The following is a 26180-nucleotide window of genomic DNA, read 5'->3' on the forward strand; positions in this document are numbered from 1 at the left end:
AGCCCGCACAATCGCTCACAGGCTCAACACACCACTGTACAACCCATACGCCGCCAGGCTCGCCCCGGCGATCACACAACTGAAAATGCCTTTTTCCAACAAGGTAAACAGCGGCTGGCCCTGCTCGCGCTTGGCCTGGGCAAACAGGATGACGCCCGGCGCATACAGCAGCGCTGACAGCAGCAGGTATTTCAAGCCACCGGCATACAGCAGCCAGACCGCATACCCCAGGGCAATCACGCCCACCAGCAGGTCCTTGAGCCGCTCGCCCTGGGCGCCCTCATAGGTTTCCCCGCGCCCGCACAGCAGCACGGCATAGGCCGCCGACCATAAATACGGCACCAGAATCATCGACGAGGCCAGGTAGATCAGCGTGGTGTAGGTGCTGGCGGAAAACAGCGTGATCACCAGGAACAGCTGGATCATCACATTGGTCAGCCACAACGCATTGACCGGCACACGGTTGGCATTTTCCTTTTTCAGGAAGGCCGGCATGGTCTTGTCATGGGCGGTGGCGTAGAGAATCTCGGCGCACAGCAAGGCCCATGACAGCAACGCCCCCAGCAACGACACCGCCAGGCCGATGCTGATCAACATCGCGCCCCAGGGGCCCACAATATGTTCCAGCACGCCCGCCAGTGACGGGTTCTGCAAGTTGGCTAACTCGGGCCGGCTCATGATCCCCAGGGACAGCACGTTGACCAGCACCAGCAGGGCCAGCACCCCGACAAACCCGATCACCGTGGCGCGCCCCACGTCGGAGCGTTTTTCGGCGCGCGCCGAGTACACACTGGCGCCTTCGATGCCGATAAACACAAACACGGTGACCAGCATCATGTTGCGCACCTGGTCCATCACCCCACCGAATTGCGGGTTGCCCAGGCCCCAGATATCCCGGGTAAAAATGTCTGCCTTGAAGGCCACGGCGGCGATCACGATGAACATCAGCAACGGCACGATCTTGGCCACGGTCGTGACCTGGTTGATAAACGCCGCCTCCTTGATGCCGCGCATCACCAGAAAATGCACGGCCCACAGCAGCAGCGACGCGCAACCGATCGCCACGGGCGTGTTGCCCTGGCCGAACACCGGGAAAAAATAGCCCAGGGTGCTGAACAGCAACACGAAGTAGCCGACATTGCCCATCCAGGCGCTGATCCAGTAGCCCCAGGCCGACGAGAAGCCCATGTAGTCACCAAAACCGGCCTTGGCGTAGGCATACACACCCGAGTCCAGGTTGGGCTTGCGGTTGGCCAGGGTCTGGAACACAAAGGCCAGGGTCAACATGCCAATGGCGGTGATGCCCCAGCCGATCAGGATCGCCCCCACCTCTGCCCGCGCCGCCATGTTCTGCGGCAACGAGAAGATCCCGCCGCCAATCATCGAGCCCACCACCAACGCCACCAGGGCGCTGAGGCGCAGCTTTTGTGCCGGTTGCGACATAGAAACTCCTGCAGATAAAACCGTCATTGAGCTAACAACTGTGCACTCGGCTAATTTATCGAAAACATGCAACGTTTATTATCTATAGCGAATAACACTGCTCGCCTCATAACTTAATGACATTTCAGTTAGTCGAGTTTAGGCAAATTTAGAATTTAAATACCCCTTGTCTTTTATCCTTGAGAGGTATTTGGCAAAGCCTTTTGAAAAAGTTTGCACATCTGCGAAAACGGGCTAGCTTCAAACATCCACGCCTTACGCATATCGCATTAATCCAAACGGATAAAAGCTCTGGGACGCGCTTATCCGAGTAATTATACGCCCGCAGCATTTATTCATAAGTCTTTAATTCACAATGGAATGTGCCAATGAAGTGATCTGAGTCAGCTGTTTGAATAGCGCACAGTTTTATTCTGTGGTCTCTCTTCTCCTGCATTGGAGTCACGCAATGTCTGAATCTCCCGGAAAACTTCGATTAGGCGCCCTTGTTGCTCTAGTTGTGGGCTCAATGATTGGCGGTGGGATCTTCTCGTTGCCGCAAAACATGGCCGCCAGCGCCGATGTTGGTGCGGTATTGATTGGTTGGGTTATCACCGCCGTAGGTATGTTGACCCTGGCCTTTGTGTTCCAAACCCTGGCCAACCGCAAACCCGACCTGGACGGCGGTGTATACGCCTACGCCAAGGCCGGTTTTGGCGACTACATGGGTTTCTCGTCGGCCTGGGGCTACTGGATCAGCGCCTGGCTGGGCAACGTCGGTTACTTCGTGCTGCTGTTCAGCACCCTCGGTTACTTCTTCCCCATCTTCGGCGAAGGCAACACCCCGGCGGCAGTGATTGGCGCCTCGGTGTTGTTGTGGGCCGTGCATTTCCTGGTGCTGCGCGGCATCAAGGAAGCAGCGTTCATCAACCTGGTCACCACGGTCGCCAAGGTCGTGCCGCTGGTGCTGTTCGTATTGATCGCACTGTTCGCGTTCAAGCTGGACATCTTCACCGCGGATATCTGGGGCGTGAAAAACCCCGACCTGGGCAGTGTGATGAACCAGGTGCGCAACATGATGCTGGTTACCGTCTGGGTATTTATCGGTATCGAAGGCGCGAGCATCTTCTCGTCCCGTGCCGAAAAGCGCTCGGATGTGGGCAAGGCCACCGTCATCGGCTTTATCACCGTGCTGCTGTTCCTGATGCTGGTGAACGTGCTGTCCCTGGGGATCATGACTCAACCGGAACTGGCCAAGCTGCAGAACCCGTCGATGGCGGCCGTGCTCGAGCATGTGGTCGGCCACTGGGGCGCGGTGCTGATCAGCGTCGGCTTGATCATCTCCCTGCTCGGCGCGTTGCTGTCGTGGGTGCTGCTGTGCGCAGAGATCATGTTCGCCGCCGCCAAAGACCACACCATGCCGGAGTTCCTGCGTAAGGAAAACGCCAACCATGTGCCGGTCAACGCCCTGTGGCTGACCAACGCCATGGTGCAGATATTCCTGGTAATCACCCTGTTCTCCGCCAGTACCTACCTGTCGCTGATCTACCTCGCCACCTCGATGATCCTGGTGCCTTACCTGTGGTCGGCGGCCTACGCACTGTTGCTGGCGGTACGCGGCGAGACCTACGAGGCGGCCCTGGCCGAGCGCAAGAAAGACCTGTTCATCGGCGCCATCGCCCTGATCTACGCGGTCTGGCTGCTGTATGCCGGTGGCACCAAGTACCTGCTGTTGTCCGCCCTGCTCTACGCCCCTGGCGCGATCCTGTTCGCCAAGGCCAAGCGTGAACTGGGCAAACCGATTTTCACCAACGTCGAGAAGCTGATTTTCGCCGCAGTGGTCATTGGCGCCCTGGTGGCGGCCTATGGGCTCTACGACGGCTTCCTGACCCTGTAACACCTGAATCTTTTTGTTCACTGGAGGATCTGTAATGACCACGGAAAAAGTTAAGTACGGCGTACATTCCGAAGCCGGCAAACTGCGCAAAGTCATGGTGTGTTCCCCAGGTCTGGCCCATCAGCGGCTGACCCCCAACAATTGCGACGAACTGCTCTTCGATGACGTGCTCTGGGTGGCCCAGGCCAAGCGCGACCATTTCGACTTCGTCACCAAGATGCGCGAGCGCGATATCGATGTGCTGGAAATGCACAACCTGCTGACCGAGATTGTCGCCATCCCCGAAGCGCTGGACTGGATCCTGGAGCGCAAGATCACCGCCAACACCGTGGGCCTGGGCCTGGTCGATGAAGTCGGTTCGTGGCTACGCAGCCTGGAGCCGCGCAAGATCGCCGAGTTCCTGATCGGTGGCGTGTCCGCCGATGATCTGCCGAGCAGCTTCGGTGGCAAGACCATCGAGATGTTCCGCGACTTCCTCGGCCACGCCAGCTTCATCCTGCCGCCGCTGCCCAACACTCAGTTCACCCGTGACACCACGTGCTGGATCTACGGTGGCGTGACACTCAACCCCATGTACTGGCCGGCGCGACGTCAGGAAACCCTGCTGACCACCGCCATCTACAAGTTCCATCCCGAGTTCACCAACGCCGACTTCCAGATCTGGTACGGCGACCCTGACCAGGAGCACGGCGCTGCCACCCTGGAAGGCGGCGACGTGATGCCGATTGGCAACGGCGTGGTGTTGATCGGCATGGGCGAGCGTTCGTCCCACCAGGCTATCGGCCAACTGGCGCGCAGCCTGTTCAAGAACAAGGCCGTGGAAAAGGTCATCGTTGCCGGCCTGCCGAAATCCCGCGCGGCGATGCACCTGGACACCGTGTTCAGCTTCTGCGACCGCGACCTGGTGACGATCTTCCCGGAAGTGGTGAACCAGATCGTGCCCTTCACCCTGCGTCCAGATGAAAGCAAGCCCCACGGCATTGATATCCAACGGGAGAAAACCAACTTCCTCGATACCGTGGCCGCCGCCCTCGGCCTCAAGGCCCTGCGCGTAGTGGAGACCGGCGGCAACAGCTTCGCCGCCGAACGCGAACAGTGGGACGACGGCAACAACGTGGTGGCCGTGGAGCCTGGCGTGGTGATCGGCTACGACCGCAACACCTACACCAACACTCTGCTGCGCAAGGCCGGTGTGGAAGTCATCACCATCAGCGCCGGCGAACTGGGGCGCGGCCGTGGCGGCGGCCACTGCATGACCTGCCCGATCATCCGCGACCCTATCGACTACTAAACGACCATCTCCCCGGCGGCGTCCACCCGATGCCGCACGGGCCGATTACCGAATCCAAGGAGAATCATCATGGCGTTCAACATCCACAACCGTAACCTGCTGAGCCTGGAACACCACACCCCGCGCGAACTGCGCTACCTGCTGGACCTGTCCCGCGACCTCAAGCGCGCCAAGTACACCGGCACCGAGCAGCAGCACCTCAAAGGCAACAACATCGCGCTGATCTTCGAGAAAACCTCGACCCGCACCCGATGTGCCTTCGAAGTGGCGGCCTATGACCAGGGCGCCAACGTCACCTACATCGACCCGAACTCGTCGCAGATCGGCCACAAAGAAAGCATGAAAGACACCGCCCGCGTACTTGGGCGCATGTACGACGCCATCGAATACCGTGGCTTCAAGCAGGAAATCGTCGAAGAACTGGCGAAATTCGCCGGCGTGCCGGTATTCAACGGCCTGACCGACGAGTACCACCCAACCCAGATGATCGCCGACGTGCTGACCATGCGTGAACACGCCGACAAGCCGATCCACGACATCAGCTACGCCTACCTGGGCGACGCCCGCAACAACATGGGCAACTCGCTGCTGCTGGTCGGCGCCAAGCTGGGCATGGACGTGCGCATCTGCGCGCCAAAAGCCCTGTGGCCCCATGACGATCTGGTCGGTCGCTGCAAAAAATACGCAGAAGAAAGCGGTGCACGCATCACCCTCACCGAAGACCCGAAAGCGGCGGTCAAGGGTGTGGACTTCATCCACACCGACGTCTGGGTGTCCATGGGCGAGCCAGTAGAGGCCTGGGCCGAACGTATCGAGCAACTGCTGCCATACCAGGTCAATGCCCAACTGATGAAAGCCACCGGCAACCCACGCACCAAGTTCATGCACTGCCTGCCGGCGTTCCATAACAGCGATACCAAGATCGGCAAGCAGATTGCCGAGCAGTATCCGCACCTGGCCAACGGCATCGAAGTGACCGACGACGTGTTCGAGTCCCCGGCCTGCATCGCCTTCGAGCAAGCGGAAAACCGCATGCATACCATCAAGGCGATCCTGGTTTCGACCCTAGCGGACCTGTAACCCGGCACCGCTCCCACTGATGCAACACGGTCAATGTGGGAGCGAGCTTTATGTGGGAGCTGGCTTGCCTGCGATGGCATCACCTCAATATGTCTGGCAGACCGAGGTGACTGCATCGCGGGCAAGCCCGGCTCCTACATAAAGCCCGTTCCCACACTTGGCCCAGTGTTCACAAGGCAGAATTCTAGAAGGATTGCATTATGCGTATCGTCGTTGCACTGGGCGGTAACGCCCTGCTCCGCCGTGGTGAACCCATGACTGCGGACAACCAACGCGCCAATATCCGGGTCGCCACCGAACAGATTGCCAAGATTCATCCCGGTAATGAGCTGGTGATCGCCCACGGCAATGGGCCGCAAGTCGGCCTGCTGTCGCTGCAAGCGGCCGCCTACACCCAGGTTTCCCCCTACCCGCTGGACGTGCTGGGCGCCGAAACCGAAGGCATGATCGGCTACATCATCGAACAGGAACTGGGCAACCTGCTGGACTTTGAAGTGCCTTTCGCCACCCTGTTGACCCAGGTCGAAGTGGACGCCAAGGACCCGGCCTTCCAGAACCCGACCAAGCCGATCGGCCCTGTCTACTCCAAGGCCGAAGCCGAAAAACTGGCCGCCGAAAAAGGCTGGGCAATTGCCCCCGACGGCGATAAATACCGTCGGGTAGTGGCCAGCCCACGGCCCAAACGCATCTTTGAAATCCGCCCGATCAAGTGGCTCCTGGAAAAGAGCAGCATCGTGATCTGCGCCGGCGGCGGCGGCATCCCGACCATGTACGACGAGAACGGCAAGCTCAAGGGCATCGAAGCTGTGATCGATAAAGACCTGTGCTCCTCGCTGCTGGCCCAGCAACTGGAAGCCGACCTGCTGGTGATCGCCACCGACGTCAATGCGGCCTTTATCGACTTCGGCAAACCGACGCAAAAAGCCATCGGCCAGGCGCACCCTGACGACATGGAAAAACTCGGCTTCGCCGCCGGTTCCATGGGGCCCAAGGTCCAGGCCGCCTGCGAGTTCGCCCGCAACACTGGCAAAACCGCAGTGATCGGTTCACTCTCGGACATCGAAGCCATTGTCCAGGGCACCGCCGGCACCCGTATCAGCACGGCAAAACCTGGCATCACCTACTTATAAATACACCCCGGGCGGTTGTTGCAGCCGCCCTTCTCCAATGCCTTGTTAGGGAGAGACGCCTATGGCCATTTTTGAACCCGGTCACTTGCATGTTGAACGCCATGCATTGAATGCCCAGGATCACAGCTACGACCTGTGCATCGACTACGAAGTCAGCCAGGACCCAAAGGAAGGCAAGGGAATGCTCTTCAAGATGCACGGTTCGGTGCAGGGCAAAGACCTCAAGGAAGAATTCTTCCTGCCCAAGGACCAGGCCTTCGACTTTGCCCGCCACGCCATGAACATCGCGCAAAAGTACGGCATGCCGAAAACTGCGGTGCTCAACGGTGGCATGCATAAACAGTACGACCTGATGTTCGAGGATGTGCGCCACCAACTGGATGTAAAACCGGGCGACCCGATCAAGCCAGAGCATCTGGAATAACCTCGGTTCCACTGCCATAACCAGTCAAATGTGGGAGCTGGCTTGCCTGCGATAGGGATCTACACAACGTTGCCGCAACGCCTAAATCCAGGCAGATAGCGCAGTTGTGGCGAGCGGGCTTGCCCCGCGCTGGGCTGCGTAGCAGACCTAAAACCAGCCGCTACGGAGTATCTGATACACCGCATACGGCTTACTGGGGCTGCTTCGCAGCCCAGCGCGGGGCAAGCCCGCTCGCCACGGGGGAGTTCGTCAGTTTCTGAAAGTTGTGTAGATACCTATGGCTATCGCAGGCAAGCCAGCTCCCACATTTTTTGATCTCCACCCCCGCTCAGGCATACTGGCCACCCTCCGCATTGCAGAATCAAAGTCCGCCCCATGCGTATCCACGTCAGCTTCATCGACCGCGTCGGCATCACCCAGGAAGTTCTGGCCCTGCTCGGTGGGCGCAATCTCAACCTGGATGCGGTGGAGATGATCCCGCCCAACGTCTACATCGACGCGCCGACCCTGAGCGTGCAAGTGCTGGAAGAATTGCGCGACGCACTGTTCAGCGTCCACGGCGTGCAAGCGGTGACGGTGGTGGATATCCTTCCCGGCCAGCGTCGCCACCTGCAACTTGATGCGCTGCTGGCGGCCATGACCGACCCGGTACTGGCCCTGGACAGCGCCGGCAAGGTGCTGCTGGCCAACCCGGCGCTGATTGCCCTGTATGGACGCGAGCCGGCGGGCGAAAGCATCGCCGAGCTGTTTGACGATCCGGCGCTGCTGGACACCTTGCTTGAACATGGCTTTCGCCTGCCCCTGCGCGAGATCAGCGTCAACGGCCAGACCTTGCTGCTGGACGCCACGCCGATTACCGATGCGGGCGCGCTGCTGACCTTGTACCCGCCCAACCGGATCGGTGAGCGGCTGTCAGCCCTGCACCATGACCATGCCGAAGGCTTCGATGCGCTGCTGGGCGAATCCGTGGCCATCCGTACCCTCAAGACCCGCGCGCAACGGGTCGCGGCCCTCGATGCCCCGCTGTTGATCCAAGGCGAAACCGGCACCGGCAAAGAGCTGGTGGCCCGCGCGTGCCATGCCATCAGTGCGCGGCATAGCTCGCCGTTCCTGGCGCTCAACTGCGCAGCCCTGCCGGAGAACCTCGCCGAAAGCGAGCTGTTCGGCTACGCCCCCGGCGCCTTCACCGGTGCCCAGCGCGGCGGCAAGCCGGGGCTGATGGAGCTGGCCAACCAGGGCACGGTGTTTCTCGATGAGATTGGCGAGATGTCGCCCTACCTGCAGGCCAAGCTCCTGCGTTTTCTCAATGACGGCAGCTTTCGCCGGGTCGGTGGCGACCGTGAGGTCAAGGTCAATGTGCGCATCCTCAGTGCCACCCACCGCGACCTGGAGAAAATGGTCACTGAAGGCACGTTCCGCGAAGACCTGTTCTACCGCCTCAATGTGCTGAATGTCGAAGTCCCGCCGCTGCGCGAGCGTGGCCAGGACATCCTGCTGCTGGCCCGCTACTTCATGCAGCAGGCCTGCGCGCAGATCCAGCGTCCGGTCTGCCGCCTGGCGCCGGGCACCTACCCGGCCCTGCTGGGTAACCGCTGGCCGGGTAACGTGCGCCAGTTGCAGAACGTGATCTTCCGCGCCGCCGCCATTTGCGAAAGCAACCTGGTGGACATTGGCGACCTGGACATCGCCGGCACCTCGGTCGCCCGCCAGAGCGACGGCGAGGTCGACAGCCTGGAACAAGCGGTGGAGGACTTCGAACGCAGCCTGCTGGAAAAGCTCTACGTCAGCTATCCCTCGACACGCCAACTGGCCAACCGCCTGCAAACATCCCACACGGCGATCGCCCATCGGTTGCGCAAGTACGGTATCCCCGGCAAACCCTGAACCAGGAACTCACCAGAAGATCCGCCGCCCGCGTTGCATGACCGCCCCCGTGGCGCTGAAAAACAGGCTTTGGGCCATGGCCGCGCTGATCCGCGAATAATAGATGGCGATGACATCGCTGTCGGTCTTGTCGGCCAGGCTGCGAAAGCTCATGAAGCGCTGTTCCGGCCGTTTCAAATGCCCGGCGCTGTAGTCGGCATTCGGTGCCGCGGGCGTGCGGTAATGAAAATGGGCGTAGGCCAAGACCTTGCCGTCCATGTCCTTGACCGTATATTCCTGTAAAAAATCATTCGCCCGCTTGAGGGCAATGCGCCCCTCTATCGGTACGATCTGCACCTGATTCTGGCTTTGCAGATACGCAATGCCCGCTTCGTCGGGTGGCAGGCGCTTGACCATTTCGATGCGAATCAGCCGGCCTTGCTCGCGCAGGTTGCGCGAGCCCTGGGCCAGCTCACCGAGCAACGGCTCTTGGGTGGCCTGGGAACTGTCCTGCCCCAGGGCTTTGCGGATTTTTTCGGCCACCACGTTCATCTTCTCGCTGTGGCGCGACAACCTGGCCTCGACGCTCGCGGGCAGGCTGGCCTGGAGCGCTTCGTTGCGGGCCTGGTCGAGAACGATCGCCTGGCGCTCCAGCAGTTTGCGCGCATCCCCCAGCAGCTTTTCCAGCGGACGCACGGCTCGCACGGGCGCTGTGCTGGTCTCGGTGAGCGTCTCAAAGGCTTCACTGCCCGGTGTCTGGCGAAAGCTCGCCACCAGGCTCTGATCGACTGGGTTGATGACATCGACAACACCCGCGTCCACCGCCGCAGCAGAACTACGGGCCTGCCCCACCAGGTAGCGGTTCTTGCGATCTCGGATCAAGCGTTTGCCAGCGCCCAGCGCGGGCCCCGGCTTGCGCCCGGGGGTGCGCTCGCGCTCACGCAGCAGTGTGGCCATTGAGCCCCTGACTTCGTGTTCGAGGGCGTTGAGCAGACGGTTTACGTGCCCGATGCTGCCGTCGTACAGCAGGTCGGCCGCGGTGTCGTCGTACTCGCGCAGGCGCGCCTGGGTGTTGTCGTACTCAAGCAGCAGCGCGTCATACCCCTCGATACGCTGCAGCACACTCAGGGGGCCGGCTGCCTGCAAGGTTTTTTGTGACTGGACCGATTGAATCGCCTCATCGATCAACGACCTGATCTGCATGAAGTCGTCATATTCCTCCAGGAGCGGCGGCCTGCGCAGCAGCACGCCACTCAGGGCTTTCAGCTGGACAGACTTCCAGTCCAGCGGCGTCCCGAGCACCGAAGGCGGCACCGCGTCGGGACGTGCGTCGTAACCGGGCACCTGGGCCAGACGCGTATGGTTGTTGCGTTCCAGGATGCTCAACTCGATCAGTTTGTCGTTGTAGCCGATGATCTTCTGCGTCGCCTGGAAAAACGTCTGGTGCGCGGCCTGGGCAATGGCGACGTCTTCATCTTCCAGTTGCGCTTGCAACTGGCTGCGGCGCTCACCGGTGAACGCCTCGGATGCGCGGCTGGTTATCAGCACCGCCATTTGCATGCGCAGCGTTTCGAGGAGGTCTTCGAGTTGCAGGATCTTTTCCTGCTCGAACCGCGCCACCGGTTTGTTGGCGTTACAGGCAATCAATGCATCCAGTTTGGCGAGTTGTGCCTGGGTTTGTTTTTCCAGTTGCACGATAAAACTGGCGCGGATGTCTTGCCGTTCTGCCTCAGTGAAACTTTCCGGTTGGCGCATATGGGCCTTCTGAAAGCGCTTTTGCGCGGTAGCGACCGCCGTCTCCTGCGCCACCAGGCGCGTCGTCGCCTCCTGGTAAAGACGTTCCAGCATCTGGTTATGCCGCTGAATGCTCGCGCGACGGCTGGCGACCGAGGGTTTGGGCTGGCCGCCGAGCAACTGCAGGCCCACGTCCGGCGTCCATACCCCGCGCGCATTCTTGCGCAGCCAGGGACCCTGACGCAGCGGTGCTCTGAGGTCGACGATTCGCCAGCGTCCTTCGGCCTGTTTGACCCCGTAGACCTTGCTGTCGAGCAGCAGGTAATCGCCATGGCGAACGGTCCCCTGCGCGTCCCGGACCATGACCTGCCCGCGGACAGGCGTACTTGGCGAAGTGATGGTGGGAGGTCCCGGCCACCGCTCACCGCGCCCCGGCGACCAGTGGAAGGTTTCAAGCTGGGCCTGCTGCGCGGGGTCAAGCCGTAAGCGCGCATTGGCCCAGGAGAAATCCATCCCGGTGACATCCCCTAGCGAGCGCTGCCAGGCGAACGTCGCCGGCGTCTGCCGGGCATGCCTGACCGGCAGGCTGTCAAGCCGCGCAATCGAGCGCTGGGTGACGGGCCTGGTCTCGCTCAGGCGCAGGCGCTCATCGATTCCGACGATGGGGCTCAACAACAGGCCCGCCAGACTGCCCATCAACTCCACCAGCGTCGTGGCGCGGTCTTCTTCACTGGCCGTGGCCGGCAACGCGAGTACCGTGCGAAAGCTGCCCAATACCAGGGACAGCCACCCGGCCACCGCCACCGGCCCCCTGAGCATGGGCAAAAGCGCGTTGAACAACTGCCAGAGGTCATTTCTGAACAGCGTCCAGCGTAATGCTTCGGTAGAGATGGATTGTTTTTCAGCGGTCTGCCAGAGGTTCCTGGCGTTTTCATCAAAGACGCGCTCAAGAAACACCCCCGGCACCGCCTCGTCACTGAGCAAGGCTGGGCTGGACGCTGGCTGTGCGCTGTACTCGTCGCCCTGCAGAAAACGCTGGACATGGGGGTGCAGGAAACCGCCATTGGCAAACAGCGCCCGGCTGTTTTCGTCCAGGCGTTCCAGCACCACGGCCTGCAGGTCGCTGCCTGTGCTGGCAATCGCGTCGAGCAACGCCTGGCGGCTGGGGAACTGCTGGAGCGCAGCTTCGACCTGATCGGGCCGATACAGAATATGGGGCAGTTCACTGTTGTCCCGCGGGCCGATGACAAACAGGTTGCTGGCTTTATGGACGACGCCGCCGGCATGGGTCAGAAACGCCAGGGGCCGGCCAACGATAACGGGTTGGTCGGGGCTGCTCTGCAGCAAGGCCTGCACCACCCGCACGCCTGCCGCGGTGAACCCATGGCGTTGACGCAAGCGATTTTCCAAGGCTCGCATCGGCAGTTGCAGCGCCATCTGCTCGACAAACAAACGCCGGCGGCGTGCCGACTCTAGCGGGTCTGACAGTAACGCGGCCTTGAGTCGCGCCGGATAGTGCCGGCCCACATCGACGGTTTCGATGAGTGTTTTCAGGTAGCCAGGCGTGACCCAGCCGCCATGCGCCCCTGGGCTGATCTGTACGCTGGCGTAGGGTGTGGCAAAGGGATTTTCCAGCGACCACAACGTCAGGCTCTTGGTGGTGCGCTCGGTCCAGCCCACCGTTGCGCCTTGGGTGCGCTCAAACGTCAGTTGGCAATCATCCGGATTGACCGGCGTCTGGTGCGGGTAGTCCAGGCGCATCTGGCGTTGCAGCGCCTTGCGCGCATACACGTCGATCGGATCGAGCCCGTCGAGGAACGATGCGCCAGCACTGCGTTTTTGCAGGTGCGCCAAGCGCTCAAGCCACTGGCCATAGGTGTATCGATCAGCACTGTCAGCGGTCTGCAACCACAGGGGCAACTGCTCTTCGTGGGGCTGCTGGACATAATCGGCATCGAACCACACCTGGGGCGCGGTGAGCCGGCTGAACAGGCGCTTGTAGCTGTCGACACCGGGCAGCGCCTGCCAATTGACCTGTTGCAGGTTACGCAGTTGGCGCTCCAGCAAGGCCTGGGCCTGTGCATCGAACACATCACCCTGGGGCTCTTTGAGGACCCAGCTGACGAGCAGGCCGGGCCTGTAGTTGCTCATATAGCGCGGCAACAAGTGACCCAACTCGTCCTGCGTTGTGAGCTTGAGCACACTCATCACCGGCACATAGACCAGGGTCACCGGCTGCTGCGCCACCTGGCGCTGCAAGACCAACAGCGTCAGCCACTCCCCCGGCTGGCCTTCCTGGGCGGCATAGACTTGATAGATATGCAGCGCATCCGGCTGGCCCAGGGCCTGGCGGTCCGCCAGATAACCCCAAAGCTGCTGCGGGCCGTCGCCCAAGCCCAACAGCTGACTGCCCTCCTGCGACGTCAGCGGCGGGTTTTGCCAGGCCGTGAGCAGGCACGCGCGCAGTTGCTTGCCCACCGCGCCCCAGCGACTGAGGCCAGGATCATTCGCCACCGGCGCATTCCAGAAGGCCACCAACCGCGCACTGAAGGCCTCGAACAACCCAGGGGCCAGGGTGTCGAGCATGCGTTCGATATCGTCGACCGAAACCCCGGCGGGGGCCGGCACCAGGTCTCGACTGATGGAGCTGACCAGTAACTGATAGCGACCTGCACTGTCACTCCCCTCCTGAGCCCCCATGCGACGCCGGATCAACGCATCCCCCAGGCAAGTGAGCTGCCCGTAAGTGCCCGGCGCCTGGGTTCGCACGCCGATCCAGGTAGCCGTGGCGCGCAGGCCGGCGCCAGCAAACCCTTCGTCGAGCCAGTCCTGGATCATCGACTCGGCCACCTGCATAAGTGTCGGGCGCTGGGCAAACATACGCCCGAGGTAGTCGCGGGAGGCATATGCCTGTGAAGTGTCGTGAAGTGCCGCCGGTAAATGGCTCATGTCGCGCGTCCTGATGATTCGGAGCGGGGAAAATAGGTCGGCCATGGGCGTGCGGGGCACTACATAAATCAATGCACTGGCGCTTCATCGCGAGGGATGCATGTATTGAAAACGCTACAGCGGAACGTTTTCAATACACCGCTGATCGTCCTTCGCTATGCAAGGCTTTGATCCGCATAGGCTTTTTTTCTGCCATCGAAGCGTAGCGATTTCGCTACAGCTACTGCTAGCTCACACGCGGCATTATTTTTTAACTTATTGATTTGTAACGACAAAAATATATTGGCCGCATTTTTGCTAAGGACTTACCCATTCCAATCCCGTCCACCAGACGATTCTGGCCCTGAGGAGTTTCCATGAGCGAATTGCGTTTTACTGAAGATCACGAATGGCTGCGTGCCGAAGCCGACGGCAGCGTCACCGTAGGTATTACTGCGTTCGCGCAAAACGCACTGGGTGATGTGGTTTTCGTACAACTGCCTGAGCTGCAGGCCTACGACCAGGGTGCAGAAGCTTCCACCGTAGAGTCGGTCAAGGCCGCCAGCGGTGTGTACATGCCCTTGACCGGCGAAGTGCTGGCAGTGAACGACAAGCTCAGCGACAGCCCGGAACTGGTCAACGAAGACCCGATGGGCGAAGGTTGGTTCTTCCGCTTTAAACCGGCCGATGCCGATGCGGTAGCTAAGCTGTTGGATCAGGATGCGTACGACCGCCTGATCAAAGCCAATGCGCAAGCTTGAGGAGCGTGCCATGACCGTTCAATTGACCACCGCCAACGAATTTATCGCCCGCCATATCGGCCCGCGCCAGGACGACGAGCAGCAGATGCTTGCGACCCTGGGCTTTGATTCCCTCGAAGCCCTGAGCGCCAGCGTGATCCCGGAAAGCATCAAGGGCACTGCCGTGCTGGGCCTGAGCGACGGCCTGAGCGAAGCCGATGCCCTGGCGTCGATCAAGGCCATCGCGGCCAAGAACCAACTGTTCAAGACTTACATCGGCCAGGGCTACTACAACTGCCACACGCCGTCGCCGATCCTGCGCAACCTGCTGGAAAACCCGGCCTGGTACACCGCCTACACGCCGTACCAGCCAGAGATTTCCCAGGGCCGCCTGGAAGCGCTGCTGAACTTCCAGACCCTGATCAGCGACCTCACCGGCCTGCCGATCGCCAACGCTTCCCTGCTCGACGAAGCCACCGCCGCCGCCGAAGCCATGACCTTCTGCAAGCGCCTGAGCAAGAACAAAGGCAGCAACGCCTTCTTCGCCTCGGTGCACAGCCACCCGCAGACCCTCGACGTGCTGCGCACCCGTGCCGAGCCGCTGGGCATTGATGTGGTAGTGGGCGATGAGCGCGAGCTGACCGACGTCAGCCCGTTCTTCGGCGCCCTGCTGCAATACCCGGCCAGCAACGGTGACGTATTCGACTACCGCGAACTGACCGAACGCTTCCACGCCGCAAACGCCCTGGTGGCGGTGGCCGCCGACCTGCTGGCCCTGACCCTGCTGACTCCACCGGGCGAGTTCGGTGCCGACGTGGCCATCGGCAGTGCCCAACGCTTCGGCGTGCCGCTGGGCTTTGGTGGCCCGCACGCGGCGTACTTCTCCACCAAGGATGCGTTCAAGCGCGATATGCCGGGCCGTCTGGTCGGGGTGTCCGTGGACCGTTTCGGCAAGCCGGCCCTGCGCCTGGCCATGCAGACCCGCGAGCAACATATCCGCCGCGAGAAAGCCACCAGCAACATCTGCACCGCCCAAGTGCTGCTGGCCAACATCGCCAGCATGTACGCGGTGTACCACGGCCCCAAAGGCCTGGTGCAGATCGCCACGCGTATCCATCACCTGGCCGCGATCCTGGCCAATGGCTTGACCGCGCTGGGCCTCACGGTTGAACAAGAGACGTTCTTCGACACCCTGACCCTGGCCACCGGCGCCAACACCGCTGCCCTGCACGACAAGGCCCGCGCCCAGCGCATCAACCTGCGTGTAGTGGACGCGGCACGCCTGGGCCTGTCGGTGGACGAAACCACCACCCAAGCCGATATCGAAACCCTGTGGAGCGTGTTCGCAGGCGGTAAAGCCCTGCCAGACTTCGCCGCCCTGGCCGCCAGCGTCGACAGCACCCTGCCCGCCGCACTGCTGCGTCAGTCGCCGATCCTCAGCCACCCGGTGTTCAACCGTTATCACTCCGAAACCGAGTTGATGCGCTACCTGCGCAAGCTGGCCGACAAGGACCTGGCACTGGATCGCACCATGATCCCGCTGGGCTCGTGCACCATGAAGCTCAACGCTGCCAGTGAAATGATCCCGGTGACCTGGGCCGAGTTTGGCGCCCTGCACCCGTTCGCCCCGGCCGCACAAAGCGCCGGCTACCTGCAACTGACCAGCGAACTGGAAGCCATGCTTTGCGCGGCCACCGGTTACGACGCCATCTCCCTGCAACCGAACGCCGGTTCCCAGGGTGAGTACGCAGGCCTCTTGGCGATCCGCGCCTATCACCAGAGCCGTGGCGAAGAACGCCGCGATATCTGCCTGATCCCATCGTCGGCCCACGGCACCAACCCGGCCACCGCCAACATGGCCGGCATGCGCGTGGTCGTCACCGCGTGCGACGCCCGCGGCAACGTGGACATTGAAGACCTGCGCGCCAAGGCTATCGAGCATCGCGAACACCTCGCCGCGCTGATGATCACCTACCCGTCGACCCACGGCGTGTTCGAGGAAGGCATCCGCGAAATCTGCGGGATCATCCACGACAACGGCGGCCAGGTGTATATCGACGGCGCCAACATGAACGCCATGGTCGGCCTGTGCGCCCCTGGCAAGTTCGGCGGCGACGTGTCCCACCTGAACCTGCACAAGACCTTTTGCATCCCCCACGGCGGTGGCGGCCCGGGCGTTGGCCCGATTGGCGTCAAGTCACACCTCACGCCGTTCCTGCCCGGCCACGCGGCCATGGAACGCAAGGAAGGCGCGGTGTGCGCGGCGCCATTCGGCAGCGCAAGCATTTTGCCGATCACCTGGATGTACATCAGCATGATGGGCGGCGCGGGCCTCAAGCGCGCTTCGCAGTTGGCGATCCTCAATGCCAACTACATTTCCCGTCGCCTGGAAGAGCACTACCCGGTGCTGTACACCGGTAGCAACGGCCTGGTGGCACACGAATGCATCCTCGACCTGCGCCCGCTCAAGGACAGCAGCGGTATCAGCGTCGATGACGTGGCCAAGCGCCTGATCGACTTTGGGTTCCATGCACCGACCATGTCGTTCCCGGTCGCCGGCACCTTGATGATCGAGCCGACCGAAAGTGAATCCAAGGAAGAACTGGACCGTTTCTGCGACGCCATGATCGCCATCCGCGAAGAAATCCGCGCAGTGGAAAACGGCACGTTGGACAAGGATGACAACCCGCTGAAGAACGCACCGCACACCGCTGCCGAAATCGTCGGTGAATGGAGCCATCCGTACAGCCGCGAACAAGCGGTGTACCCGGTGGCGTCGTTGATCGAAGGCAAGTACTGGCCGCCGGTTGGCCGGGTCGATAACGTGTTTGGTGATCGCAACCTGGTGTGTGCGTGCCCGTCGATCGAGAGCTACGCCTGATCTGACTGAGTGAATACGGGCAAAAATGTGGGAGCGGGCTTGCTCGCGAATGCGGTGGTTCAGTCACCAGATGCATCAACTGACACTCCACATTCGCGAGCAAGCCCGCTCCCACAATTGGACCGATTGTACCCGCCACATAATAAGAAACCGGAGAACCACTCATGTCTTTAAGCGTGTTCGACCTGTTCAAGATTGGCATCGGCCCCTCAAGCTCTCACACCGTTGGCCCGATGCGCGCCGCAGCCCGATTCGCCGAAGGCCTCAAGCGTGACGACCTGCTGCACGCCACCACCTGCGTCAAGGTGGAGCTCTATGGATCGCTGGGCGCCACCGGCAAAGGCCACGGCAGCGACAAGGCCGTGTTGCTGGGCCTGGAGGGCGAACACCCAGACACCGTGAACACTGAAACCGTGGCCGCACGCCTAGCGCAGATGCGCAGCGACGCGCGCTTGAACCTGCTCGGTGAACACAGCATTGCGTTCAACGAGAAAGAACACCTGGCGATGATTCGCAAACCCCTCGCCTATCACCCCAACGGCATGATCTTCCGTGCGTTTGACGCTGCCGGCATCCAGATCCGCAGCCGCGAGTACTACTCGGTCGGCGGCGGTTTTGTGGTGGATGAAGACGCTGCCGGCGCCGACCGGATCGTCGAGGACGCCACGCCCCTGACCTTCCCGTTCAAGCATGCCAAGGATTTGCTTGGCCATTGCACCACCTATGGGCTGTCCATCAGCCAGGTGATGCTGACCAATGAAAGCGCCTGGCGCCCGGAAGCCGAGACCCGCAGCGGCCTGCTGAAGATCTGGCAGGTGATGCAGGACTGCGTTGACGCAGGCTGTCGCAATGAAGGAATCCTGCCGGGAGGCTTGAAGGTCAAACGTCGCGCCGCCGCGCTGCATCGTCAGTTGTGCAAGAACCCCGAATCCGCCCTGCGCGATCCGCTGTCGGTGCTGGACTGGGTCAACCTGTACGCCCTGGCGGTCAACGAAGAAAACGCCAACGGCGGGCGCGTGGTCACAGCGCCCACCAATGGTGCAGCCGGGATCGTGCCGGCGGTGTTGCATTACTACATGCGCTTTATCCCCGGCGCGAACGAAGACGGCGTGGTGCGTTTTCTGCTCACCGCCGCAGCCATCGGCATTCTGTACAAGGAAAACGCCTCGATCTCCGGCGCCGAAGTCGGTTGCCAGGGTGAAGTTGGCGTGGCCTGTTCGATGGCGGCGGGCGCGCTGTGCGAAGTGTTGGGCGGCAGCGTCTCTCAAGTGGAGAACGCCGCCGAGATCGGCATGGAGCACAACCTCGGCCTGACCTGCGACCCGATTGGCGGCCTGGTGCAGGTGCCCTGCATCGAGCGCAATGCCATGGGATCGGTGAAGGCGATCAATGCGGTGCGCATGGCCTTGCGCGGCGATGGGCAGCATTTCGTGTCCCTCGACAAGGTGATCCGCACCATGCGCCAGACCGGCGCCGATATGAAAAGCAAATACAAGGAAACCGCCCGTGGCGGTTTGGCCGTCAACATTATCGAGTGCTGATGCTTATAAACGCGCCAGCACGTTTTTCAGGAGCTGAATATGTCCACCGAAACCCTGTTGAAAACCCCGCTGCACGCCCTGCATCTTGAACTGGGCGCACGCATGGTGCCGTTCGCCGGCTATGACATGCCGGTGCAATACCCACTGGGTGTGATGAAGGAGCACTTGCACACCCGTGAACAGGCCGGGTTGTTCGATGTGTCGCACATGGGCCAGATCCGCCTGACCGGGGCCAATGCCGCCAAGGCCCTGGAAACCCTGGTGCCCGTGGATATCATCGACCTGCCAGTGGGCATGCAACGCTACGCCATGTTCACCAACGAGCAGGGCGGCATCCTCGATGACCTGATGGTTGCCAACCTGGGTAACGACGAATTGTTCCTGGTGGTCAACGCCGCCTGCAAGGATCAAGACCTGGCCCACCTGCGCCAGCATATCGGCGAGCACTGCCAGATCGAGCCGCTGTTTGAAGAGCGCGCCCTGTTGGCCTTGCAAGGCCCGGCGGCGGTGAAGGTGCTGGCGCGCCTGGCCCCGGAAGTGACCAAGATGACCTTTATGCAGTTCGCACCCCTGCGCCTGCTGGGGGTGGAGTGCTATGTCAGCCGTTCCGGTTATACCGGCGAAGACGGTTTTGAAATCTCCGTCCCCGCGGCCAATGCCGAGAGCCTGGCGCGCAGCCTGCTGGCCGAAACGGAAGTAGCTGCCATTGGCCTGGGCGCTCGAGACTCCCTGCGCCTGGAAGCCGGGCTGTGCCTCTATGGGCACGATATGAACAGCGAAACTACCCCGATTGAGGCCAGCCTGCTGTGGGCCATCTCCAAGGTCCGCCGTGCTGATGGTGCGCGTGCCGGTGGCTTCCCGGGCGCAGACCGGATCTTCACCCAGCAGCAGACCGGTATCAGCCGCAAGCGCGTTGGCTTGTTGCCACAGGAGCGCACGCCGGTGCGTGAAGGGGCAGAGATTGTCGACGACCACGGCACCGTGATCGGCACCGTGTGCAGCGGCGGCTTTGGCCCAAGCCTGGGCGGCCCGCTCGCCATGGGCTACCTCGACACGGCCTTTACCGCGTTGGATAGCGAAGTCTCTGCGTTGGTGCGTGGGAAAAAGGTGCCACTTCGTGTAAGTAAAATGCCATTCGTGCCACAGCGTTACTATCGTGGCTGATTGACTGTTCCTATAAGTAACGCGGTTGTGTTCACTTGCACTAATCTGTAACACAACCGCCATAAAACAGTGCGCCGACGATAGTCAATGTTATGTCGATCAACCTATAACAAGTGACTCAATCTATCGAATAACACCCCGCGGCAATATTGCCCTAAGTGCGAGCAGGGCTAGTAAATACGTGGCTTGCAGAGGGCTTGTTTTTCCTGTGTTAGTTGGCGTAGAGTTTGCCCACTGTGTTTGCATGGGTCGCTTGGAACCTGGACCTGGGCAGTAGCTGAAGTAGTTGTGCTACAACCCGTTCGACGTCTCTTACTTTCCTGCAACCCAGCCCAGTACTCTTTCATGTGAAAGAGGCTGTCATTAATTTTTAGCGTCAAGGAAATAAGAAAATGGCTGAACGTCAGAGCGGTACCGTCAAGTGGTTTAACGACGAGAAAGGTTTTGGTTTTATCACTCCAGAAAGCGGTCCGGATCTGTTCGTGCATTTCCGCGCTATCCAGGGCAACGGCTTCAAGAGCCTCAAAGAAGGCCAGAAAGTGACCTTCATCGCTGTGCAGGGCCAAAAAGGCATGCAAGCGGACGAAGTACAAGCAGAAGCCTGATCCTTACTGCGACAAAAAGCCTCTGATGGTGACATCAGAGGCTTTTTTATGTGCGTTTGTCCGTAAAATGGCTTTTTTCCTCCAGAGAGCCGAGCCATGTCGAAACACCTGCTAAGCCCCCAAGGCGAATTCCCCGCCGTTGGCCTGGGCCGTCGTCTGGCAGCGATGTTCTATGACTTCCTGTTGTGTACCGCCCTGCTGATCGTTACCGCCTTCCTTTACAAGCTAGTGTGGATCGCGTTTGTGGGCGAGGCAAAAATGCGCACACTCTCGGAGTCCGGCGCTCTGGACGGTGATCCGCTGCTGTCGACGATTCTGTTTTTTGTACTGTTTGGCTTCTTTGCCAAGTTCTGGACCCATTCCGGGCAGACCCTGGGTATGCAAGTGTGGGGCGTGCGCGTGCAGAACGCGGACGGCTCGCGCATCAGCCTGTGGCAGGCCCTGTTGCGGTTTGTGGTATCGATTGCGTCGTGGTTGTGCGCAGGGCTGGGGTTTATCTGGTCGCTGGTGGACAAGAAACAGCGGGCCTGGCATGACATTTATTCGGACACGCAGTTGGTGCGAATCCCGAAGAAAAAGAAATAGCGCCAAACGATGCAAATCAAACTGTAGCAGCAGGCTTGCCTGCTCCTACAGTTTGGTTGTAGCAGCCTTGGATCAGGCGTTGCCGGCCAGCTTCAGGCGGGCCGCCTGGGTAAAGTCCAGCATGCGCTTGAGTGGGCGTACGGCATGGGGGATCAACGAGGGTTCGACGAAGATCTCGTTGCTGCCTTCACGCAGGCATTGCAACGTGCGCTCCAGGGTATTCATCGCCATCCACGGGCAATGCGCACAACTGCGGCATGCCGCGCCGTTACCGGCGGTGGGCGCCTCGACAAAGACCTTGTCCGGGCACAGCTGCTGCATCTTGTAGAAAATGCCACGGTCAGTGGCGACGATAAACGTCTTGTTCGGCAAACGCTGCGCCGCCGCAATCAACTGGCTGGTAGAACCCACGGCATCCGCCAACTCGATCACCGAGGTTGGTGACTCCGGGTGCACCAGGATCGCTGCATCCGGGTACAGCGCCTTCATGTCTTCCAACTGCTTGGACTTGAACTCTTCGTGGACGATGCACGCACCGTCCCACAGCAGCATGTCGGCACCGGTCTGGCGCTGGATATAGGTACCCAGGTGCTTGTCCGGGCCCCAGATGATGGTTTCGCCGTTATCCATCAGGCTTTCGACGATTTCCAGGGCGCAACTGGAAGTCACCACCCAATCCGCGCGCGCTTTGACCGCCGCCGAAGTGTTGGCGTAGACCACCACGGTACGCTCCGGATGCTGGTCGCAGAACGCCGAAAACTCTTCCACCGGGCAACCCAGGTCCAGGGAGCACGTGGCTTCCAGGGTCGGCATCAGGATCCGTTTTTCGGGGGTAAGGATTTTCGCCGTCTCGCCCATGAAGCGCACGCCAGCAACCAGCACGGTCTTGGCCGGGTGTGCGGCGCCGAAACGGGCCATTTCCAGGGAGTCGGAAACACAGCCGCCGGTTTCTTCGGCCAGGGCCTGAATCACCGGGTCGCAGTAGAAGTGCGCCACCAGCACCGCATCTTGAGCCTTGAGCTCGGCAGCGATGGCAGAACGTAAGCTTGCCTCTTGCTCGGCACTGAGCACCTTGGGTTGCTTGGCATCGAGGTGGGCTTGGACCAGAAGGCGTTCGGAAATTTGCGTCATGTTCGCAAGACCTACAGGCGCAGTTGCGCGAAAGTCGAGTGTACCACCGGCTCTGGAGCCCTTCGGGCGCCGCCGGACGAAGTGATTGTGTTCATCAAGCACGGGTGAAGCTGCGCAAGGCTACAGAATATCGATTGGATTCAAAAGCCTAATATGGCGCAGGGACATTACCCATTTCCCTGGCCAGATCCAACCAGGCTCGTGCAGCCGGCGGCAAGTGAGCATTACGCCGCCAGGTCAGGGCTATATGCCAGTCGGTCCGGGGTTCATCCAACGCAATCAACGCAATGCCGGCATGCAGGTGTTTATAGGCCAGCATGCGCGGCAGGAAGGCAACGCCCAGGCCCGCGCCGACCAGGTCGACGATAAAGTCGATCTGGGCGCTGCGCACAGAAACCTTCGGCGAGACGCCCCGACGCTCGCAGGCGGAAAGAATGATGCGATTCAGGGCAAATCCAGCCTCGAAGAGTATGAATGGTGAGTCGGACAAGTCGGAAAAATCCACACTGTTGCGTCCCGCCAATGGATGGCTGCTGGGCAGGACCACCATCAACGGCTCGACGCGCACGTCCTGATACTCGAACTCGCCCTCCACCGGCACCAGCAGGGCAGCCACATCCACCTCCCCCGCTTGCAGGCACTCGCCCAGCTTTTTGCTGCCATGCTCGATCAGTTCGATATCGATCTGTGGGTAACGCTGGCGATACACCGCAAACATCGCGGCAAATAACTCACCACTGCCCACCGGCGGCAGGCCGATGCGCAAGACGCCACGCTTGAGACCCAGCAGGTCATTGATCTCGGCCACCAGGTCGCTGCGCTCGGCGAGCAGCACCAGGGCGCGGCGGTAGGCAATCTCGCCGGCGGCTGTCAGTTCACTCTTATGGCCGATACGGCTGAACAGCGGCGTACCCAGCTCCTCTTCCAGGGTCTTGACCGCTTTGCTGACGCTCGATTGCGTGAGCGAAACCATCTCGGCCGCTTGTGAGAAACTGCCTTGGCGCACCACTTCGACAAAGGCTCGCAACGTTCGCAGGTTCATGACTATTCCATTTGCGACTTGAATTAAGTTGTAAAAGTTGTTTTTACCATGAAAAGCCTTTGACTATCCTCCACCCACCGTTTTCCTTATTCCGGGGCCTCACTGTTCATGATCATTTCGTCTGCATCGGATTACCGCGAAGCCGCACGCCGCAAACTGCCGCGTTTCCTGTTCGACTACATTGACGGTGGCGCCTACGCCGAGCACACCCTCAAGGCCAACAGCTCGGACCTGGCAGACATCAGCCTGCGCCAGCGCGTCCTGCGCAACGTCGAGAGCCTGAGCCTGGAAACCACGCTGTTCGACCAACCGCTGGCGATGCCGGTGGTCATGAGCCCGGTAGGCCTGACCGGCATGTTTGCCCGGCGCGGGGAAGTCCAGGTGGCGAACGCGGCGGCCAATAAAGGCATCCCTTTTTGCCTGTCGACCGTTTCCGTGTGCCCGATCGAGGAAGTCGCATCGCAGACCGCGCAATCGATCTGGTTTCAACTCTATGTGCTCAAAGACCGCGGCTTCATGAAGAACGCCCTGGAGCGCGCCCAGGCCGCCGGGGTGAAAACCCTGGTGTTCACCGTCGACATGCCAACCCCCGGTGCCCGCTACCGCGATGCTCACTCCGGGATGTCCGGCCCGTACGCCGCCCAGCGGCGCATGTTGCAGGCCGTGACCAAGCCAGCCTGGGCTTTTGACGTGGGACTTATGGGCCGCCCCCACGACTTGGGCAATATTTCCAAATACCTCGGCAAACCAACCCACCTTGAAGACTACATCGGCTGGCTGGCCACCAACTTCGACCCGTCCATCAGCTGGAAAGACCTGGAATGGATCCGCGAGTTCTGGAAGGGCCCAATGATCATCAAGGGCATCCTCGACCCACAGGATGCCAAGGATGCGGTGAGCTTCGGGGCCGACGGTATCGTCGTGTCCAACCATGGCGGCCGCCAGCTCGATGGCGTGCTGTCTACCGCCAAGGCGTTGCCTGAGATTGCCCAGGCGGTTGGCAGCGATCTCACGGTGCTGGTGGACTCTGGGGTGCGCTCTGGGCTGGACGTGGTGCGCATGCTCGCCCTGGGCGCCCGGGGTGTGTTGCTGGGACGAGCGCCCGCCTACGCGTTGGCCGCAGATGGCCAGCGCGGCGTGGAGAATCTGCTGGATATTTTTGCCAAGGAAATGCGCGTGGCCATGACCCTGACCGGGGTTACGTCGATTGCGCAGATCGATGAGTCAATCCTGGTGCGCGGGCAGATCTGACTCGCCAGGGTCAGGCTTCGCGGATCTGGCTGACACTGGTGATCTGGCCATTCCAGACCATCTCATAATGGGAGGCCTGGACAATCGACGACACCGGCCGGGGTGTCAGCAAGGCCCAGCAGTGATCGCCCTCTGAGCGCACCGACAGGTAACGAAGGCCGGGACACCCGGCCTTCTTCAACTCACCACCCAAGCGCTGGGCGTGGCTGTAGTCGTCGGGGTCGTAGATCGGGTCGCTCATAGGCACCGACGTCGCATCCTTCATCGAGTCGCCGGCAAAACTGCACGCCAGTGCGCGAAACACAAAACGCTCATAATTAAGGCCACGGACCCCGGACCAATACTGGTTCTGGTGGTGACGCACCTCTGCCAGTGCCGTCTCGATAGTGGCCGCCAGGTACAGCACACCAAAATCACCCGCGCTGAAACGCGACCCTGCCGGGTTGACGTGGGTGAACGGCGCAATTGCGTAGGAACATCCCACAATCCCGAACGGGATTTCCCTACGGGCTATCAGCTCGATCCGCCCGACCTCATTGCCCAGACGCGGGTTGGTCAGGGCCTGGATCTGATAAAGCGCCTCAAACTCCTCGGCATCCGCCACATCATCAAATAAGGCAATCGGCGGGAATTTTGAATTGACCAGGCGATAGGCCTGCAACTGCCCCCCGGGCAGATCGCCCAACTGGCTGGCCCTCACCATTGCGCGCCACGCAGCACATCGATGCGCCGGAAGGTTTCGTACAGGGAAATCATATCGCCCTGGGCCATGATCTCCAGAGGCGAGCGGCCGTTGAAAAACAGGTTGTCGTTGGGCATTGCGGGGAAGCCGTACACGTTCTCGGGGTTATCGAACACCATGCGCAGCGTGGCGTGGATATTCAGCACGAAGCTGATGCGCTGCATCTGATCGGCATCCAGGCTCACGGACCAGGCAGCATCGCGCTGCCGGGCGCGGGTGTAGGTACTACGCGAGATGCGCAAGATGCGGCAAGCCTGGTCGCTGCTGGCCTGCCATTTCTCCAGGATGCTCACGGCCGCCCGTAGTCCGGCGACACATTGCTCGCGGGTAAAGGGCTGTGCTTGGAGGGCCAGGCTCATGGTGCCACCTCAAATTAATCTACAGACTCAAATATAGACGCCTGAGGTCTACAGAGCAAACCACTACAACATCCCGTGTCAGCTTTTAAAACCAAAGGCCCTAGTGGCATGCTTTTCGTTATTTCGAATCGCACTTTAACGCCCGATGGGTGAGAATGGTTCCCGTCTACATTTTCTCCAATCCATTGTGTATGAGCCCCCAAGAAATGGAATTCAACGCGCCTTCTTCATCCCGCTGGCTACTGGCCTTGTTCGGTGCAAGCCTACTGTCACTGTCCGGCTGCCAGAGTCAAACGCCAGAGCAGGTAGCAGAACAGGCACAGGGACGACAGGAATACGCAAAGTTCGTCAACTCGTTCAAAACAATACT

Annotated in this window: 19 protein-coding genes; 13 read left to right on the plus strand and 6 right to left on the minus strand. The window is 60.8% G+C overall.

Annotated features, from left to right (window positions below; genetic code table 11):
* Positions 1 to 15: 15 nt before the first annotated feature.
* Complete coding sequence (gene arcD / locus GDV60_RS20695) at positions 16 to 1443, minus strand: arginine-ornithine antiporter (protein WP_159908616.1); 1428 nt, start codon at positions 1441 to 1443, stop codon at positions 16 to 18.
* Positions 1444 to 1891: 448 nt separating this feature from the next.
* Here arcD (GDV60_RS20695) and arcD (GDV60_RS20700) point away from each other — a divergent pair, with 448 nt between their 5' ends.
* The 6 genes from arcD (GDV60_RS20700) to GDV60_RS20725 all read left to right on the plus strand — a co-directional run bounded on the left by arcD (GDV60_RS20700) (position 1892) and on the right by GDV60_RS20725 (position 9128).
* Entirely contained in the window at positions 1892 to 3319 is a 1428-nt protein-coding gene (arcD, locus tag GDV60_RS20700; RefSeq protein ID WP_029296320.1) for an arginine-ornithine antiporter, read from the plus strand.
* 34 nt (positions 3320 to 3353) lie between these two features.
* Complete coding sequence (arcA, locus tag GDV60_RS20705; RefSeq protein ID WP_159908618.1) at positions 3354 to 4610, plus strand: arginine deiminase; 1257 nt, start codon at positions 3354 to 3356, stop codon at positions 4608 to 4610.
* Between the two features lie 69 nt (positions 4611 to 4679).
* On the plus strand, positions 4680 to 5690 hold the full coding sequence (locus GDV60_RS20710; protein ID WP_029296316.1) for an ornithine carbamoyltransferase: 1011 nt from the start codon (positions 4680 to 4682) through the stop codon (positions 5688 to 5690).
* Between the two features lie 200 nt (positions 5691 to 5890).
* Positions 5891 to 6820, plus strand: a complete 930-nt coding sequence (gene arcC, locus GDV60_RS20715) for a carbamate kinase (RefSeq protein WP_029296314.1) — start codon at positions 5891 to 5893, stop codon at positions 6818 to 6820.
* Positions 6821 to 6881: 61 nt separating this feature from the next.
* Entirely contained in the window at positions 6882 to 7244 is a 363-nt protein-coding gene (locus tag GDV60_RS20720) for a DUF5064 family protein (RefSeq protein ID WP_029296312.1), read from the plus strand.
* Positions 7245 to 7619: 375 nt separating this feature from the next.
* Positions 7620 to 9128, plus strand: a complete 1509-nt coding sequence (locus tag GDV60_RS20725) for a sigma-54-dependent transcriptional regulator (RefSeq protein WP_029300271.1) — start codon at positions 7620 to 7622, stop codon at positions 9126 to 9128.
* 9 nt (positions 9129 to 9137) lie between these two features.
* Here the strand turns inward: GDV60_RS20725 and GDV60_RS20730 are convergent, their stop codons facing one another.
* Positions 9138 to 13790 carry a hypothetical protein gene (locus GDV60_RS20730; RefSeq protein ID WP_159908620.1) on the minus strand — a complete coding sequence of 1551 codons (4653 nt, stop codon included), beginning with the start codon at positions 13788 to 13790 and terminating at the stop codon, positions 9138 to 9140.
* 356 nt (positions 13791 to 14146) lie between these two features.
* Between GDV60_RS20730 and gcvH the strand changes: the two genes are divergently transcribed.
* The 6 genes from gcvH (at position 14147) to GDV60_RS20760 (ending at position 21285) form a co-directional block, all read left to right on the plus strand.
* Positions 14147 to 14530 carry a glycine cleavage system protein GcvH gene (gene gcvH, locus GDV60_RS20735; protein ID WP_029300273.1) on the plus strand — a complete coding sequence of 128 codons (384 nt, stop codon included), beginning with the start codon at positions 14147 to 14149 and terminating at the stop codon, positions 14528 to 14530.
* A 10-nt stretch (positions 14531 to 14540) separates the two neighbouring features.
* Positions 14541 to 17390: an aminomethyl-transferring glycine dehydrogenase gene (gene gcvP, locus GDV60_RS20740; RefSeq protein WP_092238439.1), complete on the plus strand. Its 2850-nt coding sequence runs from the start codon at positions 14541 to 14543 to the stop codon at positions 17388 to 17390.
* A gap of 164 nt (positions 17391 to 17554) precedes the next feature.
* Entirely contained in the window at positions 17555 to 18931 is a 1377-nt protein-coding gene (locus GDV60_RS20745) for an L-serine ammonia-lyase (protein WP_029300275.1), read from the plus strand.
* Positions 18932 to 18970: 39 nt separating this feature from the next.
* Positions 18971 to 20095 (plus strand): glycine cleavage system aminomethyltransferase GcvT, encoded by a 1125-nt coding sequence (gene gcvT / locus GDV60_RS20750; RefSeq protein WP_133715374.1) that lies wholly within the window; start codon positions 18971 to 18973, stop codon positions 20093 to 20095.
* Between the two features lie 392 nt (positions 20096 to 20487).
* The gene (locus tag GDV60_RS20755) at positions 20488 to 20700 is read left to right on the plus strand and encodes a cold-shock protein (protein ID WP_029300277.1); all 213 of its coding nucleotides are present in this window, start codon (positions 20488 to 20490) and stop codon (positions 20698 to 20700) included.
* A 96-nt stretch (positions 20701 to 20796) separates the two neighbouring features.
* Complete coding sequence (locus GDV60_RS20760) at positions 20797 to 21285, plus strand: RDD family protein (protein ID WP_029300279.1); 489 nt, start codon at positions 20797 to 20799, stop codon at positions 21283 to 21285.
* Positions 21286 to 21357: 72 nt separating this feature from the next.
* Here GDV60_RS20760 and nadA read toward each other — a convergent pair whose 3' ends face one another.
* Together nadA and GDV60_RS20770 are read right to left on the minus strand one after the other, a co-directional pair.
* Positions 21358 to 22416: a quinolinate synthase NadA gene (nadA, locus tag GDV60_RS20765; RefSeq protein WP_029300280.1), complete on the minus strand. Its 1059-nt coding sequence runs from the start codon at positions 22414 to 22416 to the stop codon at positions 21358 to 21360.
* A 148-nt stretch (positions 22417 to 22564) separates the two neighbouring features.
* Positions 22565 to 23458 (minus strand): LysR family transcriptional regulator, encoded by an 894-nt coding sequence (locus GDV60_RS20770; protein WP_159908622.1) that lies wholly within the window; start codon positions 23456 to 23458, stop codon positions 22565 to 22567.
* Positions 23459 to 23566: 108 nt separating this feature from the next.
* Between GDV60_RS20770 and lldD the strand changes: the two genes are divergently transcribed.
* Positions 23567 to 24709 carry an FMN-dependent L-lactate dehydrogenase LldD gene (gene lldD / locus GDV60_RS20775; protein WP_070994429.1) on the plus strand — a complete coding sequence of 381 codons (1143 nt, stop codon included), beginning with the start codon at positions 23567 to 23569 and terminating at the stop codon, positions 24707 to 24709.
* A gap of 10 nt (positions 24710 to 24719) precedes the next feature.
* Here lldD and GDV60_RS20780 read toward each other — a convergent pair whose 3' ends face one another.
* Both GDV60_RS20780 and GDV60_RS20785 read right to left on the minus strand, forming a co-directional pair.
* Positions 24720 to 25412 carry an RES family NAD+ phosphorylase gene (locus GDV60_RS20780; protein ID WP_092237807.1) on the minus strand — a complete coding sequence of 231 codons (693 nt, stop codon included), beginning with the start codon at positions 25410 to 25412 and terminating at the stop codon, positions 24720 to 24722.
* Positions 25406 to 25810, minus strand: coding sequence for an antitoxin Xre-like helix-turn-helix domain-containing protein (locus GDV60_RS20785; protein WP_070994431.1), 405 nt, complete (start codon positions 25808 to 25810; stop codon positions 25406 to 25408). The genes GDV60_RS20780 and GDV60_RS20785 overlap by 7 nt, the downstream gene beginning before the upstream one ends.
* Positions 25811 to 26180: the final 370 nt, after the last annotated feature.

The sequence above is a fragment of the Pseudomonas sp. DTU12.1 genome, assembly GCF_009873475.1.
Classification (GTDB): domain Bacteria; phylum Pseudomonadota; class Gammaproteobacteria; order Pseudomonadales; family Pseudomonadaceae; genus Aquipseudomonas; species Aquipseudomonas proteolytica.

What these genes read in the sequence shown, in the direction of transcription:
- arcD (WP_159908616.1), bottom strand. Translation starts at nt 1,443, where the DNA reads ATGTCGCAACCGGCACAAAAGCTGCGCCTCAGCGCCCTGGTGGCGTTG.
- arcD (WP_029296320.1), top strand. Translation starts at nt 1,892, where the DNA reads ATGTCTGAATCTCCCGGAAAACTTCGATTAGGCGCCCTTGTTGCTCTA.
- arcA (WP_159908618.1), top strand. Translation starts at nt 3,354, where the DNA reads ATGACCACGGAAAAAGTTAAGTACGGCGTACATTCCGAAGCCGGCAAA.
- GDV60_RS20710 (WP_029296316.1), top strand. Translation starts at nt 4,680, where the DNA reads ATGGCGTTCAACATCCACAACCGTAACCTGCTGAGCCTGGAACACCAC.
- arcC (WP_029296314.1), top strand. Translation starts at nt 5,891, where the DNA reads ATGCGTATCGTCGTTGCACTGGGCGGTAACGCCCTGCTCCGCCGTGGT.
- GDV60_RS20720 (WP_029296312.1), top strand. Translation starts at nt 6,882, where the DNA reads ATGGCCATTTTTGAACCCGGTCACTTGCATGTTGAACGCCATGCATTG.
- GDV60_RS20725 (WP_029300271.1), top strand. Translation starts at nt 7,620, where the DNA reads ATGCGTATCCACGTCAGCTTCATCGACCGCGTCGGCATCACCCAGGAA.
- GDV60_RS20730 (WP_159908620.1), bottom strand. Translation starts at nt 13,790, where the DNA reads ATGAGCCATTTACCGGCGGCACTTCACGACACTTCACAGGCATATGCC.
- gcvH (WP_029300273.1), top strand. Translation starts at nt 14,147, where the DNA reads ATGAGCGAATTGCGTTTTACTGAAGATCACGAATGGCTGCGTGCCGAA.
- gcvP (WP_092238439.1), top strand. Translation starts at nt 14,541, where the DNA reads ATGACCGTTCAATTGACCACCGCCAACGAATTTATCGCCCGCCATATC.
- GDV60_RS20745 (WP_029300275.1), top strand. Translation starts at nt 17,555, where the DNA reads ATGTCTTTAAGCGTGTTCGACCTGTTCAAGATTGGCATCGGCCCCTCA.
- gcvT (WP_133715374.1), top strand. Translation starts at nt 18,971, where the DNA reads ATGTCCACCGAAACCCTGTTGAAAACCCCGCTGCACGCCCTGCATCTT.
- GDV60_RS20755 (WP_029300277.1), top strand. Translation starts at nt 20,488, where the DNA reads ATGGCTGAACGTCAGAGCGGTACCGTCAAGTGGTTTAACGACGAGAAA.
- GDV60_RS20760 (WP_029300279.1), top strand. Translation starts at nt 20,797, where the DNA reads ATGTCGAAACACCTGCTAAGCCCCCAAGGCGAATTCCCCGCCGTTGGC.
- nadA (WP_029300280.1), bottom strand. Translation starts at nt 22,416, where the DNA reads ATGACGCAAATTTCCGAACGCCTTCTGGTCCAAGCCCACCTCGATGCC.
- GDV60_RS20770 (WP_159908622.1), bottom strand. Translation starts at nt 23,458, where the DNA reads ATGAACCTGCGAACGTTGCGAGCCTTTGTCGAAGTGGTGCGCCAAGGC.
- lldD (WP_070994429.1), top strand. Translation starts at nt 23,567, where the DNA reads ATGATCATTTCGTCTGCATCGGATTACCGCGAAGCCGCACGCCGCAAA.
- GDV60_RS20780 (WP_092237807.1), bottom strand. Translation starts at nt 25,412, where the DNA reads ATGGTGAGGGCCAGCCAGTTGGGCGATCTGCCCGGGGGGCAGTTGCAG.
- GDV60_RS20785 (WP_070994431.1), bottom strand. Translation starts at nt 25,810, where the DNA reads ATGAGCCTGGCCCTCCAAGCACAGCCCTTTACCCGCGAGCAATGTGTC.